Genomic DNA, 14,372 nt, shown 5'->3' with positions numbered 1-14,372 from the left:
AGTCGCCAAGATGTGTCGCCTATCCGTGCCCTCAGGCGACACATCTTGGCGACTCACGCGACGTTACGGGGGTGTGACGAAAACGCACGAGGGGTGGGAACGGGGCGGGCGGCGGGAGAGGATGGGGGAATGACCTCCGATGTCGCCGGTCCCCCCGCTCCGGCATCCCCCCAGCCCCTTCTCTCCGTCCGCGACCTCGCGGTCGACTTCGCCACCATGGACGGTCCCGTGCGCGCCGTGGACGGCGTCGACCTCGACATCCACGCCGGCGAGACCATCGCGATCGTCGGCGAATCCGGCTCCGGCAAGTCGACGACCGCGATGGCGATCATCGGTCTTCTGGCATCCGGAGGTCGAGTCGCGCGTGGACAGATCCTGCTCGACGGCGACGACCTGACGACGTTCAGCGAAGCGCGCATGCGCCAGGTGCGCGGGCGGCAGATCGGGCTCGTGCCGCAGGATCCGATGTCGAACCTCAACCCGGTCGCCAAGATCGGCACCCAGGTCGCCGAGACGCTCCTCGCGCACGGGCTGGCCGAACGCGGCAACGTCTCGGACCGCGTCGTGGAGGCGCTCGAGGCCGCCGGACTCCCGGATGCCAAGAAGCGGGCGAAACAGTACCCGCACGAGTTCTCGGGCGGCATGCGTCAGCGTGCGCTCATCGCGATCGGTCTCGCGTGCCGTCCGCGCCTGCTCATCGCCGACGAGCCGACGAGCGCGCTGGACGTGACCGTGCAGCAGACGATCCTCGACCAGATCGACACGCAGACGAAAGAGCTCGGCGCGGCCGTGCTCCTCATCACCCACGACCTCGGACTCGCCGCCGAACGCGCCTCCCGCGTGGTGGTCATGCACCGCGGGCGGGTGGTCGAGCAGGGCCCCGCCCGCCAGATCCTCGAGAACCCCCAGCACGCCTATACGAAGTCGCTCGTCGCCGCCGCACCGTCGGTCGCCGCCGTTCGCCTGCGCCCCGAGGACTTCCGCGGCGAGCGCGACACGGCCGCCCCGCGCGATCACATCGTCGAGATCTCGAACCTCACCAAGGTGTACGCGTCCCGCGGAAAGGCCGAGGACTTCCGCGCCGTCGACGACGTGTCGCTGTCGATCCCTCGCGGCGAGACCGTCGCGATCGTCGGGGAGTCCGGCTCGGGGAAGACCACGACCGCACGCATGCTGCTGAAGGTGGTCGAGCCCACGAGCGGCTCGATCCTCTTCGACGGTCAGGACGTCGCCGCCCTCAAGGGCGACGCCCTGCGGGAGTTCCGGCAGAAGGTGCAACCGATCTTCCAGGACCCCTACTCGAGCCTGAACCCCATGTTCACGGTCGAGCGGATCATCGAGGAGCCGCTCTCCTTCTACAAGCGCGGCTCGCGCGCCGACCGCCAGAAGCGGGTGCGGAAACTCCTCGACGACGTGGCCCTGCCGGCATCCATGCTCCGCCGCTATCCGTCCGAGCTGTCGGGCGGGCAGCGGCAGCGCGTCGCGATCGCGCGGGCCCTCGCGCTGTCGCCCGAGCTCATCGTGTGCGACGAGCCGGTGTCGGCGCTCGACGTGCTCGTGCAGGCGCAGATCCTGCAGCTCCTCGGCGACCTGCAGCGCGAGTACGGCCTCAGCTACCTCTTCATCTCTCACGACCTCGCCGTCGTGCGCCTCATCAGCGACTACGTGTGCGTCATGAAGGACGGGCGGCTGGTCGAGGCGGCATCCAGCGAGGAGGTCTTCACGAACCCCCGCGATCCGTACACGCGCCGGTTGCTGGCATCCATTCCCGGCAACGAGCTCGGGCTGGCCGGGTAAGCGCGGCGCGGGGGCGCCGCTGTGCGGCAAGCGCCGCGGTGCGGGGAGCGCGGGGAGCGGTGCGGCATGTCGCCAGAACAGGGGATGCCACCACAACAGGCCCATCCGCGGCGAAACGGCCTGTACCCAGCGCATCGTCGGTTCTCGCGACCGGCACCGCACAGTCAATCCTCCGCGCCCCCTCTGCCTCCACCGGCCACCGGAGCAGGGATGCCACCGCAACAGGGGATGCCACCACAACAGGGGATGCCACAAGAACAGGGGATGCCACCACAACAGGCCCATCCGCGGCGAAACGGCCTGCACCCGCCGCATCCCCTGTTCTCGCGGCGATGAAGACGCCGCGACCCACGCGAGCCGCCGAACCCACGCGAGCCACCGAACCCATGCGAGCCACCGAACCCACGCGAGCCACCGAACCCACGCGAGCCGCCCGCGGGGCGCGGGCTACCGCGCGCGGGTGCGGGGGTCCATCGCCTCGCGCAGCGACTCGCCCAGGAGCGTGAAGCCCAGCGCCGTCACGGCGATGCAGATGCCGGGGAGGAACGCCAGCCACGGCGCGATCGCCAGCTCGGCCTGCGCGTAGGTGAGCATGCGACCCCACTCGGCGGTTTGCGGGAGCCCGCCGCCGAGGCCGAGGAACGACAGCGCGGCCGCGTCGATGACGGCGGTGGCGAGGGTCAGCGTGCCCTGCACGATGACCGGCCCGACGCTGTTGGGCAGCACGTGCGTCATCGTGATCGTGCGACGGCTGAGGCCCAGGGTCTGCGCTGAGAGCACGTAGTCGGCCCCGCGCTGCTGCAGCATCGACGCGCGCAGCAGGCGCGCGAACACCGGAACCTGCGACGCCCCGATCGCGATCATGATCGCGAGCTGGCTCTGGCCGAGGATCGCCGCGATCGACACCGCGAGCAGCAGGTTCGGCACCGACAGCAGGATGTCGACGAAGCGCATGACGACCACGTCGACCCAGCCGCCGAACATCCCGGCGAGAAGGCCCAGCGCCATGCCCCCGAGGAGCCCCATCGCCGTGGAGATCACACCGATCTGCAACGACGCCTGGGCGCCCCAGATGAGCTTGGACAGCACGTCGCCGCCGAAGCGGTCGAGACCGAGCGGGAACTCCGGCAGCTCACCGGGACCCGGGATGTCGGTCGGGGTGATGAAGCGCTGACCGGGGAGCGACTCGGCCGGGTACGGCGCGAGCAGCGGCGCCAGCGCCGCGACGAGCAGGAACGCCACGACGATGATCGCGCCGATCCACGCGACGGGGCTGCGGCGCAGCCGCTGGAACACGTCGTGCCAGAAGCCGCCGCGCGTTTTCGCCGACAGCAGCTGACTGTCGACCACGGCGTTGTCGTCGACGGGACCGCCGCTGGGGGCGGGAGGGAGGATGCCGGAACTCAACTGACTCTCACTCTCGGGTCGATGACGCTGTACGACAGGTCGACGAGCAGGTTGATCAGGGCGTACGCGATCGCGATGAAGATGATGAAGCCCTGCAGCACCGGGAAGTCGCGCGTGAAGATCGCGCGCGCGAGGAACTGCCCGATGCCCGGGAAGGCGAACACCGTCTCGGTGAGCACCGCCCCCGCGATCAGCAGACCCGCCTGCAGCCCGACGGTCGTGATGACGGGGAGCATCGCGTTGCGCAGGATGAACCGGTTGCGCAACGTCGACTGCGCGATGCCCTTCGCGCGGCCCGTGCGCACGTAGTCGGCGTTCTGCACCTCGAGGACGGACGCGCGCGTGATGCGCACGATGATCGCGAGCGGGATCGTGCCCAGCGCGATGGCCGGCAGCACCAGGTGCAGCACGGCATCCCACGCGGCGTCGAACTCCCCCGTCATGATGCCGTCGAGCACGTACAGGTTCGTGTAGTGCGTCGCGTCGATGCGCGGGTTCTGCCGCCCGTCGGAGGGCAGCCACCCGAGCTGCACGGCGAACACGTACTTCAGGATGAACGCGAGGAAGAACACCGGGATCGTAATGCCGATGAGGCTCAGCACCACGGCGATGTGGTCCCACGCCTTGCCGTGGCGGCGTGCGGCCCAGTAGCCGAGGGGGATGCCGATGCCCACCGCCACGATCAGGGCGCCGATCGACAGTTCGAGGGTCGCGGGGAACCGGCGCCAGAACTCCTCCAGCACCGGCCGGCCGGTCTGGATGGATGAGCCGAAGTCACCCGAGAGCAGACGGCCGAGCCACGTGAAGTACTGCACGTAGAGCGGCTCGTTGAACCCGTACAGCTCGTTGATGCGGGCGACGGCCTCGGGGGTCGCCCGCTCGCCGAGCAGCGCGACGGCGGGTCCGCCCGGCAGCGCGCGGACCCAGAGGAACAGAAGGACGGAAAGCCCGAACAGAGTCGGGACGAGCAGGAGCAGACGCCTGCCGATGGTGCGGAGCACGGGTTCTCACAGGGCTCGGGGTCGGGGGGACGCGGGAGACCGCGGGCCGACGACGACAGGGACGTCGGCCCGCGGCATCCGGATCACTCGGTGAGTTCGATCTCGTTGTAGACCTCGTCCTGCACCGGGCTGGCCGGGTAGGACTTCACGCGCGGAGCAAATGCGAGCGTCGGTACGGGGTTGGCCAGCGGCACACCGGGCAGGAACTGCGCGATCTGCTCGTTGACGTCCTGGTAGGCCGGCTCCTGCTCGTCCTCGGTCGCAAGGCCGCGGGCCGAGGTGAGGGCCGAGAACAGCTCGGCATTGTCGAAGCCCCACTCGTTCGAGGCGCCGCCGAAGAACGTGCCCACGAAGTTGTCGGGGTCGTTGTAGTCGCCGGTCCAGCCGAGGAGGTGGATGCCGTGCTGCGAACCGCCCTGGATGAGGTCGAGGTACTCGCCCCACTCGTTCGACACCGGGTTCACGACGATGCCCACGGCCTGCAGCTGCGACTGCAGGTTGGTGAAGATCTGCTCGGGGTTCGGCATGTACGGACGCGAGATGTTGACGGGGTAGTTGAACGTCAGGTTCAGCGGGGCGGCCTCGGTGAATCCGGCTTCCGCGAGCAGCGCCGTGGCGGCCTCGGGGTCGAAGTCGTACGTGGTCACGTCCGGGTTGAAGCCGATGACGCTCTCGGGCATGAACTGGGATGCCACGGTCGTGCCCTCGGGCAGCACCTGGGTGACCAGCTGCTCCTTGTCGATGGCGTGGGCGATCGCCTGGCGGACGCGCGGGTCGGCCAGCGCCGGGTCGGCCTGGTTCATGCCGAGGTAGAGGATGTTGAACGGGTCGCGGTTGACGAGCATGTAGCCCGCGCTCTCGAGCGCACCGAGGTCGGCGGGAGCGACGAGGTCGTACCCGTCGATCGAGCCGGACTCGAGCGCCTGGCGGCGGGCGGTGGTGTCGCCGATCACGCGGAAGATGACCTGCTGCACCTGGCCCTGCTCGCCCCAGTAGCCGTCGTACGCGCTCACGGTCGCTTCGGCGCCGGGCTCCCACGAGTCGAACTGGAAAGGTCCGGTACCCGTCGGGTGGCCCTGCGCGTACTCGCTGAGCGTGGGGGCCTCGGAGGTGCCGCCCACGTCGTCGGCGCCGTACTCCTCGAGCGCCGTCGGGCTCTGGATCGCGAAAGCCGGAAGCGAGAGGGCGGGGATGAAGCCGGCGAACGGCTCGGTGAGGGTGATCGTGACCTCGGTGGGGCTCGCGGCGTCGCAGCCGCCGTAGATCGACGTGCCGGTGTCGGCGTAGCCGCGCATGATCTTGCCCCAGTAGTACGACAGGCTCTCGGACTGCGCGATACCGGTGAAGTTGTTCTGGCGGTCGAAGTTGAAGCACACCGCGTCGGCGTTGAACTCGGTGCCGTCGTGGAAGGTGACGCCCTCCTTGAGCTGGAAGGTGTACGACAGTCCGTCCTCGGACTGCTCCCAGCTCTCGGCGAGCATCGGGGCGGGGTCGGCCGTTCCCGGCTCCACGCCGACGAGACCCTCGAAGATCTGGCGTGAGATGCGGAACGACTCCCCGTCGCTCGCGAACGCCGGGTCGAGGCTGGACGGGTCGCCCGAGGCGCCGAACACGAACGTCGAGTCGACGTCTCCGGCCGCGTCGCCGCCACCGTTGTCGTCACGCTGGCTCGTGCAGGCCGACAGGGCCAGAGCGCCGATGGCGAGCGCCGATCCGCCGATGAGCAGGCGTCGTCGAAGAGAACCTTGCATTTTCTGTTGCCTTCCGGGGGGAGAAAGGAGGAGGTCGACGGCGCTGTCCACAACGTCGTGCCGCGCTCCGTGTTGCTGTTCCCCCGACCGTACATGCAGACGCGCTTCGAGCCCATTGCCCGCGCGTATCGATCGTGTTTCGGCCGAAGCCCCGCGCGTGAGTCGCCAAGAATTGTCGCCTGGGGCGTCCCCCAGGCGACAATTCTTGGCGACTCACGCCCCAGGGCGCGGGCTAGCGTGGAGGGATGGCACGCATGCGGGTGGAACCGGACGACGCACCCACGGCGCGCCTGTCCGACGGGGCGATCGCGCGGGTCACCGCCTCGACGTACGTGTCGGGGTCGGAGCTCGTCGTCGACGGGACCCCGCAGTCGCACGTCGACCTCGACGATCCGACGCACCTGCACTTCGAGTACGTCGCGCGCATGGGTGCGGTGATCGACCGACTCCGGATGCCAGGGCAACCCCTCACCGCGGTCCACCTGGGCGCGGGGGCCCTGACGCTCCCCCGGTACGTCGAGGCCACGCGACCGGGCTCACGGCAGCAGGTCATCGAGCTGGAACCGGCGCTGTGGGACCTCGTGCGCGAGAACATCCCGCTCCCCCGCGGCGCCGCGATCCGTGTCCGCATCGGTGACGCCCGCGCGGGCCTCGGCCGGCTTCCATCGGGTCTGCACGGCGCCGTCGACCTCCTGGTCAGCGACGTCTACTCGGGCGCCCAGACGCCGGCGCACCTGACCACGGTGGAGTTCTATCGCGAGGCCGCGGCGCTGCTCGCGCCCGACGGCGTGCTGCTGGTCAACGTCTCGGACGGGCCCGGGCTGGCGTTCGCGCGCCGCCAGGTCGCGACGGTTCGCGAGGTGCTGCCCGAGGTCATCGTGCTCGCCGAAGTGCAAGTGCTCAAGGGCCGCCGGTTCGGCAACCTCGTTATCGCCGCGTCGTCCGCGCCCCTCCCCGTCGAGTGGCTCCCGCGCCTCATGGCCGCCGGCCCCCACCCCGCGAAAGTGGCTCAGGGAGCCGAGATCGACGAATTCATCCGCGGCGCACGCCCCGCGACGGATGCCGACGCGACACCGTCGCCGAAACCCTCGGCATCCATCTTCGACCGCTGACGAGCACGGTCCGGGAGCCGTATCGAACGTGATCCGCGGCACGCCGGTGTGGCGAGACAGAGCATCGGGCACCGGCACCGCAGACTGGAAGGCATCGGCCATTCGAGAGGAGCGACGGTGAGCTACATCCACGGGTACGACCCCGACACGTTGCGCGAGATCACCGACTCTCGCGAGTGCGCGGAGCGACTCGAGGAGATCGGCTCGCAGCGCAGCCTCCCCGCCCTGCTCGAACGCACGTGGCTGCTGAAGGTGCTCGACCGCTTCGACGAGGCCCTGACGGTGTCGGAGCAGTCGGTGCGTGTCGCGCGCATGGCCGGAACCCGCCGCGACCTGCTGCGCGCCCGCATCCTGCACGCCACGATCCAGCAGTGCCGGGGCGCGTTCGCCGCCGCCGAGCAGGAGCTGACGACGTGTGCGGAGGAGGCCGAAGGACAGGGCTGGGCCGGGATCGCCGCCTTCGCCCTGCAGCACCGGGGCAAGGTGCACTACGACGAGGGCGACTACGAGGCCGCGCGCACCGACTTCAAGCGCGCGCTGTTCCTGCGCCAGAATGCCGGCGCCACGGATGCCGAGCTGGAGTCCACGCTCCTCGCGATCGACGCGGCGGACCGACGGCGCACCCGCGCCGTCGTCGCGAGCTGACGTCGGAGCCCCTCCCTACAGTTGCCGTCATGTCGGATCTGCAGCGCGTGCGTACGTGGGCGGAGGCATTGATCGCCCTGCACCTCGACGAGTCGTGGTCGTTCTCCTTCGACAACGCCAAGCGCCGCGCGGGGCTCTGCGATTACGGTCGACGCCGCATCAGCGTCTCGCGCTACCTCGCCGCGCGGTACGACGACGACACCAACCACCAGACCCTCCTGCACGAGGTCGCGCACGCGCTCGCGGGCGCGCCCGCGGGGCACGGGCCGGTGTGGAAGCGCGCGGCCCGCGAACTCGGCTACGTCGGCGGCACCACGCATGCGGGCGAAACCGCCAACGAGCTGGCGCCGTGGGTCGGAACCTGCCCGGCCGGACACGTCGCCTATCGGCATCGCCGCGCGACGCGGCCGACGTCGTGCGCGAAGTGCGCACCGTCCTTCGATCCGCGATTCGCCCTCACGTGGGTGCGTCGCGAGATCACCCCCGCGACGCGACTGGCGGCGGCGACGCCGCGCTGACGGCGGGGCCGGGCTGGCTACCGCGTCACGCGCGGACGAAGGTCCCGTCACGGAGCACGGGGACGACGGATGCCGCGTCGCGCTCGGCGGCGGCGAGCACGAGGTCGCGTTCGCCCGCGTCGGCCCGGAGGCGCCCGGTTCCGCTCGCGGTGAGGAGGTGCCGCACCGCGCCGCGCAGCGCGCGGAACCCCTCCCCGGCCACGGCGGCGTCGGGCGAGGCGTGGTCGATGCCGAGGTCACCCAGGGCCGCGACGACGGCGCCCGCGCCCAGGAGATCCTCGACGGCGAACCGGGGAGCCGCCCCCTCCGCGGCGTCCGCGTCGCCCGCCGCGACGACGGCGATGCTGGTCCGGTCGCCGCGCGAACGCTGCACGTCGAGGACGTGCGCGGCCACGGCGGCGGCGTTGCGGATTCCCGCGACCACGACATGCGCCCCCGCACGTTGGGCGGCGAGCGCGATGCGCGCGGCCGGATCGCTCGACGAGGCGGTCACGCTGCCGTCGCTTTCGACGGCCGCGAGCACGCGGGCGGTCAGCCCGAGCGTCTGCACCACGACGACGACGTGCGCGGGCGCCAGTCGGCGCAGCCCCGCGTCGCCCCACTCGAGACGCACCTGGTAGTTCGCCTGCGCGAGAGCATCGGAGGTGTTCGGCATCCCTCGAGCCTACGACGAGCGGGGCGCTCCTCGTGGCCCGTCAACCCGGCGGCATTCCCGCCGGGAATTGGCACAATGCGAGCATGCGCATTCTGCTGAAGTTCGAGATCGACTGCGATCCGGATGCCGCCTGGCGAGCCCTGCACTCCCCCCGTGCGGTCGCGGAACTGTACGGCCCGCTGCTCGACGTCGAGCCCCTCGAGGAGGCTCCGACGGCGTTCGAGTCCGGCGATGACGTGCCCGTGCAGATGCGCGCCGCGGGGATTCTCCCCGTGGGGCGCCAGCTGATCTCGGTCGCCGATCGCGAGACGACGGATGGGCACGGGCGCGTGCGGGTGTTCCGGGATTGGGGTGTGCCCCTGACCGGGCCGCTTGCGGCACTGGACGTGTGGGACCACCAGATGGCGGTGTCCGCGGTGCCCGGGGACCCGACCCGGACGCTGTGGCGCGAACGCCTCACGATCGGCGGCGCCGCGGCTCCCGCGCTGTGGCCGGGCCTGTGGGTGACGTGGCAGTGGCGCGCCGCGCGCATCCGCGCGCTCGCCCCCACGTGGGCGCACGACCCGGAGCTCCACCACCCGGATGCCGACGCCGCGGACTGAGCGGCGCGGTCAGACCAGGCCGTGGCGGTAGGCGAAGACCACGAGCTGCACCCGGTCGCGGAGGGACAGCTTCGTGAGGATGCGACTGACGTGCGTCTTGACCGTCGCCTCGGAGAGGAATTCGCGCGCGGCGATCTCGGCGTTGCTGAGCCCTGCGGCGGCGAGCGCGAAGATCTCCCGTTCGCGATCGGTGAGGGCCGCGTAGCTCGGCGGGACCGGCTCGCTCGCGCCCGCCTCGGCGATGTGCGCGAACAGGTCGCGCGTCGCCTGCGCGGCGATCACGGCGGATCCCGCGTGCACGGTGCGCACCGCCGACAGCAGGAACTCCGGGTCGGAGTCCTTGAGGAGGAAGCCGCTCGCCCCGTGCTGGATGGCTCGTGCGGCCGCCTCGTCGAGATCGAAGGTCGTGAGCACCACGACGCGCGGAGCACCCGGGTCGCGCAGGATCTCGGCGGTCGCGGCGAGCCCGTCCATGACCGGCATCCGAACGTCCATCAGCACGATGTCGGGGCGGGTCGCGCGGACGACCTCGATCCCTTCGCGCCCATCGGATGCCTCACCGACGACCTCGAGGTCGGGCTGCGAGTCCAGCACCATCCGGATGCCGGCGCGGAACAGCGCCTGGTCGTCGACGAGCACCACGCGGATCGGTGAGGTCATGACAGCGGCTCCTTTCGAGGCGCGGGGCGGTGTGGCATCCACGGTCCCGAGCGAGGGCGCGACACTCGCCGTCCGGGGCTCACGACACGGCTCCGATCGGGAGGGTCGCCCGGACCACGAAGTCGGTTCCCTCGGGGGTCGCCGCCAGAGAACCCCCGGCGAGTTGCGCGCGTTCGCGCATGCCGATCAGACCGTGTCCGCCCGGGGCGGGCGCGGTGCCGTCCCCCCGGCGGTTGCCCACCGTGAGGTCGACCCGATCCAAATGCCACGCGAAGCGCACCCACGCCCGACGATCGGCACCGTGCCGTAGGGCGTTGGTGAGGGCCTCCTGCAGGATGCGGTACAGCGCCAGCTGCACGGCGGCGGGCGGCTCTCCGGCGGGCGCCGGGTCGACGGTGGTCGTGAGTTCCATGCCGGCCGCGCGCACCTGCGCGTACAGCCCGTCGACGTCGGCGAGTGTCGGTTGCGGGCCGTCGGCCTGGCTGTGACGAAGTTGTGTGAGCAGCAGGCGCACATCGGCCAGGGCGAGGCGCGCGGTGGTCGAGATGGTCTGCAGCGCCCGAGTGGCGGCCTCGGGGTCCTGCGCGGCGGCGTAGCGCGCCCCGTCGGCCTGAGCGATCACGACCGCCAGCGAGTGCGCGACGACGTCGTGCATGTCGCGGGCGATGCGCACACGCTCTTGCTCGGCGATCGTCGCTTCTTCGGCTTCGCGCTGGGCGCGCGCGTTCTCGGACGCCCGACGCGCCGTGCGCACGAGCGCGCCCGTGACCCACGAGAGAAGGAACGCGAAACCCGAGCTCAGCAGCAGGGCGACGACGGCGAAGCCGTTGTCGGGGAAGAACACCGATGCCCCGCCGCGCAGGACGAGGTATCCGGTGACCACGACGGCACCCCCGACCGCGGAGGCCAGCCCCGCCCAGAACACCCGGCGGGTTCCGTACGCCGCCGTGCAGTAGAGCACCGCGAAAATGACGACGTCGGTGGGGGTGGGCGAACGGAGGAAGGCCATCTGGACGGCGGCCCCGGCCCACGCCAGCGTCAGCGCGAGCCCGGGCTGGAGACGACGGAACGCGAAGGCCGCCGTGAGCAGTGCCACGAAGAGCACCGCACCGAGGTTGCCGCCCACGTCACCGGTCTGCAGCTCCAGGACCACCGCGGTCAGCCCGAAGAGGCCGGCGACGACGAGGTCCACGACCAGCTGGTACCGGTGCAGGGGACGCAGGGTGATGCGCATTCGTCTCACGGTACGCGGCGGGCCGGCGTACGGCATCCGTCGGCAGATGTATCCGCGCGGTGTCAGGCCGGGAAGTCGGCCGGCTCGATCGGGCGCGCCTCGAAGAAGGTCTGCAGCACGATCGTGGTGCGGGTGTTGACCTGCGCGGCGGCCCGGATGTCTCGGATGAGCGTCTCGAGGTCGCGCGGCGTGGGGACACGGACGAACAGCATGTAGGCCGCATCGCCGGCGATCGAATGGCACGCCTCGATCGCGCTGAGGTGGGCGAGCAGCTCCGGGGCGTTGTCGGGCTGCGCAGGATCGAGCGGCGTGATCTCGACGAACGCCGCGAGCGGGCGGCCGAGCGCTTCGGCATCGAGCACCGGGCGGTACCCGCGGACGATCCCGCGCGCCTCCAGACGCCGCAGCCGTGACTGCACGGCCGATACCGACAGTCCGACCTTCTCGGACAGGTGCGCGAGGGTCGCGCGGGCATCGCGGGAGATCTCGCGCACGATGGCGGCGTCGACGGTGTCGTCGAGCCGCGCGCGGCGAACGGGGCCGTCGGACATGCGCCCGACAGTAGCAGGACCCGGGTGAGGCGCCCTGGCGGCATCCGTAAGTTTTCCGTTAGCATTCCTGTTTGACAGGAACTTTTCCCGTAGAGCCGATCGGAGGCCACCATGACCCTCGTCACACCTTCGCGTTCTGTCCACGACCTGCTCGACGGGCACACGGTCGACACGGTCGAGCACTCGCCCGCGTGGGCCCTGCTCAAGGGCGCCGCAACCGAAGTGCAGGGCCTTCAGGCCCAGGACGGCTCGGTCCCCGATCCCGCCCATCACGGTCGGGCCGCCGCGCTCGTCACCGACATCGTGGATGCCGTGACGGCGCTGACCCCGCTTTTCCCCCACGACGACGCGTACCTGCGCGCGGTGGTCGTCGACGCCGCACGCTGGCGGGACACCGGCTTCGGCGTGCCCGACTTCCTCGATTCTCTGCAGCAGTTCCAGCCGCAGCAGCACCGCGTGGACGGCATCCGTCACCTCGTCGTGTTTCCGATGTACACGCAGAACGGCTCGCGCGACCGCCACGTCGAAGCCCTCCTCGTCGAGGTGATCTGGCCCGAGTTCATCGCCCGCCTCGAGACCGAGTACACCAACGGCCTCTTCGTCTCGTTGCGCCTGGTCGACTTCACGTCCGGGTACGACACGAACTCCGCGGTGCTCTTCCCCGAGACCGTCGCGATGCGCGAGGTGCCGACGTTCACCTGGGGCGCGATCTTCCAGGACCGCGAAGCGGCGCGCTACCGCCGCGTGACGCGCGCGGCGGCCGAGATCACCAAGCTCGACCTGCCCGAGGCCGCGGCTCGCATGCTCGACGATCAGTCGCTCACCGAGCAGACGTTCGTGATGTGGGACATCATCCACGACCGCACCCACATGCGCGGCGACCTCCCGTTCGACCCGTTCATGATCAAGCAGCGGATGCCGTACTTCCTCTACTCCCTCGAGGAACTGCGGTGCGACCTCACGGCGTTCCGGGAGTGCGTCGAGATCCAGAAGCGCCTGTCGGCGCGCGACGACCTCGACGACGCCGAGCGGGCCATGCTCGAGCACGCCGAGCTCGTGCAGTACGCCGTGATCTTCGACCGCATCTTCCGCTTCGCCATCACCGGCTCGCGCGTCCGCAACTATGACGGCCTGGGTGGCCAGCTGCTGTTCGCGTGGCTGCACCAGCGTCGCGTGCTGCACTGGACCGACACGTCGCTCGCGTTCGACTGGGACGAGGTGCCGGGTGCGGTGGTCGCCCTCGCCGACGCCATCGACGACCTGTACTGGCGCTCGATCGACCGCCCCAAGACCGCGCACTGGCTCGCCGCTTACGACCTCGTCCGCTCGGTCGTGACCCCGCACCCCGCGTCGGTGTGGGCGCGCGGGCTGCCCGACGACGTTCTCGCGGGGCTCCCCAAGGGATACACCGACGCCGTGCTCGACGACGAGTTTCCGCTGTCGATGTTCTTCGAGGCGCTCGAGAAGAAGATGCGCCCCGTGATCGCCTCCACCGAGGGAATCACCGGCCGCCAGGACGCGGACGGAGGGGCGCGGTAGGGCGCCTCACCCGATCGTGACGATCCCCGCCTGCACAGCGCGGATCAGAGCCTGAACGCGATCACGAACGCCCCACTTCGCCATCACCTGCCCGAGGTGCGCTTTCACGGTCGCCTCCGACAGGAAGAGCGCTTTGGCGATCTCCGCGTTGGACTTGCCCTGCGCGAGCAACTCCACGACGTCCCTCTCCCGGGGCGTCAACTGCTCGGACGCCCCCAGCTGCACGGAGGTCAGCGGTGGCGACTCCAGGACCGAGGACACGAGCTGGGACGTCACCCGACGAGACAGCACGTACTCGCCGTCGCGCGCCTGCCGAACGGCCTCGACGATGTCGTCGGGGTCGGTGTCCTTCACCAGGAACCCCGAGGCGCCGGCACGCAGCATCGGAATCAGGGCGCTCTCCGACGAGAACGTGGTCAGCGCGATGACATGGACCGCCGGGAAGCGCGCCTTCAGCTTCGTGGTCGCTTCGACGCCGTTCATGCGGGGCATCTGCACGTCCATCAGCACGACGTCCGGGCGTGACCCCTCGATGAGCTGGAGCGCGTCGTCGCCGTCGGACGCCTCCCCCACGACGACGATGTCGTCCGCGCCTTGCAGGAACACGCGAAGCGCGGAGCGCACCAACGCCTCATCGTCGACAATGAGCGCGCGCACCGGTGATGTCCCCATCGCGCCATCATACGAAGGTCGAGGGGCATCACGATCGAAAGTCGATCCCCTCTCCGCCCCGAGCCGGATGCGGCCCGACGCGCGCAAGAGCAGACTCTTCTCAGCAAGGAAGCCGCCGAACGACCGGCCCACTGTGATGGGGGGGACATGATGACCGTATGGACGTGGCTCTGCCAGCAACTCGGCGTGTGCTCGAACTGAGCATCGTCTCGCGCAACGGCGCCGCGG

The 14,372-nt window shown here is 70.5% G+C and carries 14 protein-coding genes; 6 read left to right on the top strand and 8 right to left on the bottom strand.

The window, feature by feature from the left end; translation table 11 throughout:
- Nucleotides 1–129 precede the first annotated feature (129 nt).
- On the top strand, nt 130–1,797 hold the full coding sequence (locus P5G46_RS11000; protein WP_239275707.1) for an ABC transporter ATP-binding protein: 1,668 nt from the start codon (nt 130–132) through the stop codon (nt 1,795–1,797).
- A gap of 447 nt (nt 1,798–2,244) precedes the next feature.
- Here P5G46_RS11000 and P5G46_RS10995 read toward each other — a convergent pair whose 3' ends face one another.
- The 3 genes from P5G46_RS10995 to P5G46_RS10985 all read right to left on the bottom strand — a co-directional run bounded on the left by P5G46_RS10995 (nt 2,245) and on the right by P5G46_RS10985 (nt 5,956).
- Nucleotides 2,245–3,204 (bottom strand): ABC transporter permease, encoded by a 960-nt coding sequence (locus tag P5G46_RS10995; RefSeq protein ID WP_375094763.1) that lies wholly within the window; start codon nt 3,202–3,204, stop codon nt 2,245–2,247.
- On the bottom strand, nt 3,201–4,205 hold the full coding sequence (locus P5G46_RS10990; RefSeq protein ID WP_239275709.1) for an ABC transporter permease: 1,005 nt from the start codon (nt 4,203–4,205) through the stop codon (nt 3,201–3,203). Before P5G46_RS10990 ends, P5G46_RS10995 begins: the two co-directional genes overlap by 4 nt.
- 83 nt (nt 4,206–4,288) lie before the next feature.
- Entirely contained in the window at nt 4,289–5,956 is a 1,668-nt protein-coding gene (locus P5G46_RS10985; RefSeq protein WP_375094764.1) for an ABC transporter substrate-binding protein, read from the bottom strand.
- A 245-nt stretch (nt 5,957–6,201) separates the two neighbouring features.
- On the opposite strand from P5G46_RS10985, the gene P5G46_RS10980 reads away from it, so the two are divergent.
- From P5G46_RS10980 to P5G46_RS10970, 3 genes are all read left to right on the top strand, one after another.
- Nucleotides 6,202–7,068 (top strand): spermidine synthase, encoded by an 867-nt coding sequence (locus P5G46_RS10980; RefSeq protein ID WP_375094765.1) that lies wholly within the window; start codon nt 6,202–6,204, stop codon nt 7,066–7,068.
- 117 nt (nt 7,069–7,185) lie between these two features.
- Nucleotides 7,186–7,713 (top strand): tetratricopeptide repeat protein, encoded by a 528-nt coding sequence (locus P5G46_RS10975; RefSeq protein ID WP_239275714.1) that lies wholly within the window; start codon nt 7,186–7,188, stop codon nt 7,711–7,713.
- Between the two features lie 29 nt (nt 7,714–7,742).
- On the top strand, nt 7,743–8,231 hold the full coding sequence (locus P5G46_RS10970) for a SprT-like domain-containing protein (protein WP_239275716.1): 489 nt from the start codon (nt 7,743–7,745) through the stop codon (nt 8,229–8,231).
- A 25-nt stretch (nt 8,232–8,256) separates the two neighbouring features.
- Here the strand turns inward: P5G46_RS10970 and P5G46_RS10965 are convergent, their stop codons facing one another.
- Nucleotides 8,257–8,886, bottom strand: a complete 630-nt coding sequence (locus P5G46_RS10965; protein ID WP_375094766.1) for a 2-phosphosulfolactate phosphatase — start codon at nt 8,884–8,886, stop codon at nt 8,257–8,259.
- A gap of 83 nt (nt 8,887–8,969) precedes the next feature.
- On the opposite strand from P5G46_RS10965, the gene P5G46_RS10960 reads away from it, so the two are divergent.
- Complete coding sequence (locus P5G46_RS10960) at nt 8,970–9,488, top strand: hypothetical protein (RefSeq protein ID WP_239275720.1); 519 nt, start codon at nt 8,970–8,972, stop codon at nt 9,486–9,488.
- A 9-nt stretch (nt 9,489–9,497) separates the two neighbouring features.
- Here the strand turns inward: P5G46_RS10960 and P5G46_RS10955 are convergent, their stop codons facing one another.
- From P5G46_RS10955 to P5G46_RS10945, 3 genes are all read right to left on the bottom strand, one after another.
- Nucleotides 9,498–10,148, bottom strand: a complete 651-nt coding sequence (locus P5G46_RS10955) for a response regulator (protein WP_239275722.1) — start codon at nt 10,146–10,148, stop codon at nt 9,498–9,500.
- A gap of 79 nt (nt 10,149–10,227) precedes the next feature.
- Nucleotides 10,228–11,382, bottom strand: a complete 1,155-nt coding sequence (locus P5G46_RS10950; protein ID WP_375094767.1) for a sensor histidine kinase — start codon at nt 11,380–11,382, stop codon at nt 10,228–10,230.
- A 62-nt stretch (nt 11,383–11,444) separates the two neighbouring features.
- Nucleotides 11,445–11,933 (bottom strand): Lrp/AsnC family transcriptional regulator, encoded by a 489-nt coding sequence (locus P5G46_RS10945; RefSeq protein WP_239275726.1) that lies wholly within the window; start codon nt 11,931–11,933, stop codon nt 11,445–11,447.
- A 111-nt stretch (nt 11,934–12,044) separates the two neighbouring features.
- Between P5G46_RS10945 and P5G46_RS10940 the strand changes: the two genes are divergently transcribed.
- Nucleotides 12,045–13,472 carry a DUF6421 family protein gene (locus P5G46_RS10940; RefSeq protein ID WP_375094768.1) on the top strand — a complete coding sequence of 476 codons (1,428 nt, stop codon included), beginning with the start codon at nt 12,045–12,047 and terminating at the stop codon, nt 13,470–13,472.
- 6 nt (nt 13,473–13,478) lie between these two features.
- On the opposite strand, the gene P5G46_RS10935 is transcribed toward P5G46_RS10940, so the two are convergent.
- Nucleotides 13,479–14,144, bottom strand: coding sequence for a response regulator (locus P5G46_RS10935; RefSeq protein WP_239275730.1), 666 nt, complete (start codon nt 14,142–14,144; stop codon nt 13,479–13,481).
- Between the last annotated feature and the right edge of the window lie 228 nt (nt 14,145–14,372).

This window comes from Microbacterium mcarthurae (genome assembly GCF_046064585.1).
GTDB lineage: Bacteria > Actinomycetota > Actinomycetes > Actinomycetales > Microbacteriaceae > Microbacterium > Microbacterium mcarthurae.
This window is presented reverse-complemented; position numbering and strand designations above follow the sequence as displayed.

Coding starts and splice junctions, on each gene's coding strand:
- P5G46_RS11000 (WP_239275707.1), top strand. CDS start 130: ATGACCTCCGATGTCGCCGGTCCCCCCGCTCCGGCATCCCCCCAGCCC.
- P5G46_RS10985 (WP_375094764.1), bottom strand. CDS start 5,956: ATGCAAGGTTCTCTTCGACGACGCCTGCTCATCGGCGGATCGGCGCTC.
- P5G46_RS10980 (WP_375094765.1), top strand. CDS start 6,202: ATGGCACGCATGCGGGTGGAACCGGACGACGCACCCACGGCGCGCCTG.
- P5G46_RS10970 (WP_239275716.1), top strand. CDS start 7,743: ATGTCGGATCTGCAGCGCGTGCGTACGTGGGCGGAGGCATTGATCGCC.
- P5G46_RS10965 (WP_375094766.1), bottom strand. CDS start 8,886: ATGCCGAACACCTCCGATGCTCTCGCGCAGGCGAACTACCAGGTGCGT.
- P5G46_RS10960 (WP_239275720.1), top strand. CDS start 8,970: ATGCGCATTCTGCTGAAGTTCGAGATCGACTGCGATCCGGATGCCGCC.
- P5G46_RS10955 (WP_239275722.1), bottom strand. CDS start 10,148: ATGACCTCACCGATCCGCGTGGTGCTCGTCGACGACCAGGCGCTGTTC.
- P5G46_RS10950 (WP_375094767.1), bottom strand. CDS start 11,382: ATGCGCATCACCCTGCGTCCCCTGCACCGGTACCAGCTGGTCGTGGAC.
- P5G46_RS10945 (WP_239275726.1), bottom strand. CDS start 11,933: ATGTCCGACGGCCCCGTTCGCCGCGCGCGGCTCGACGACACCGTCGAC.
- P5G46_RS10940 (WP_375094768.1), top strand. CDS start 12,045: ATGACCCTCGTCACACCTTCGCGTTCTGTCCACGACCTGCTCGACGGG.
- P5G46_RS10935 (WP_239275730.1), bottom strand. CDS start 14,144: ATGGGGACATCACCGGTGCGCGCGCTCATTGTCGACGATGAGGCGTTG.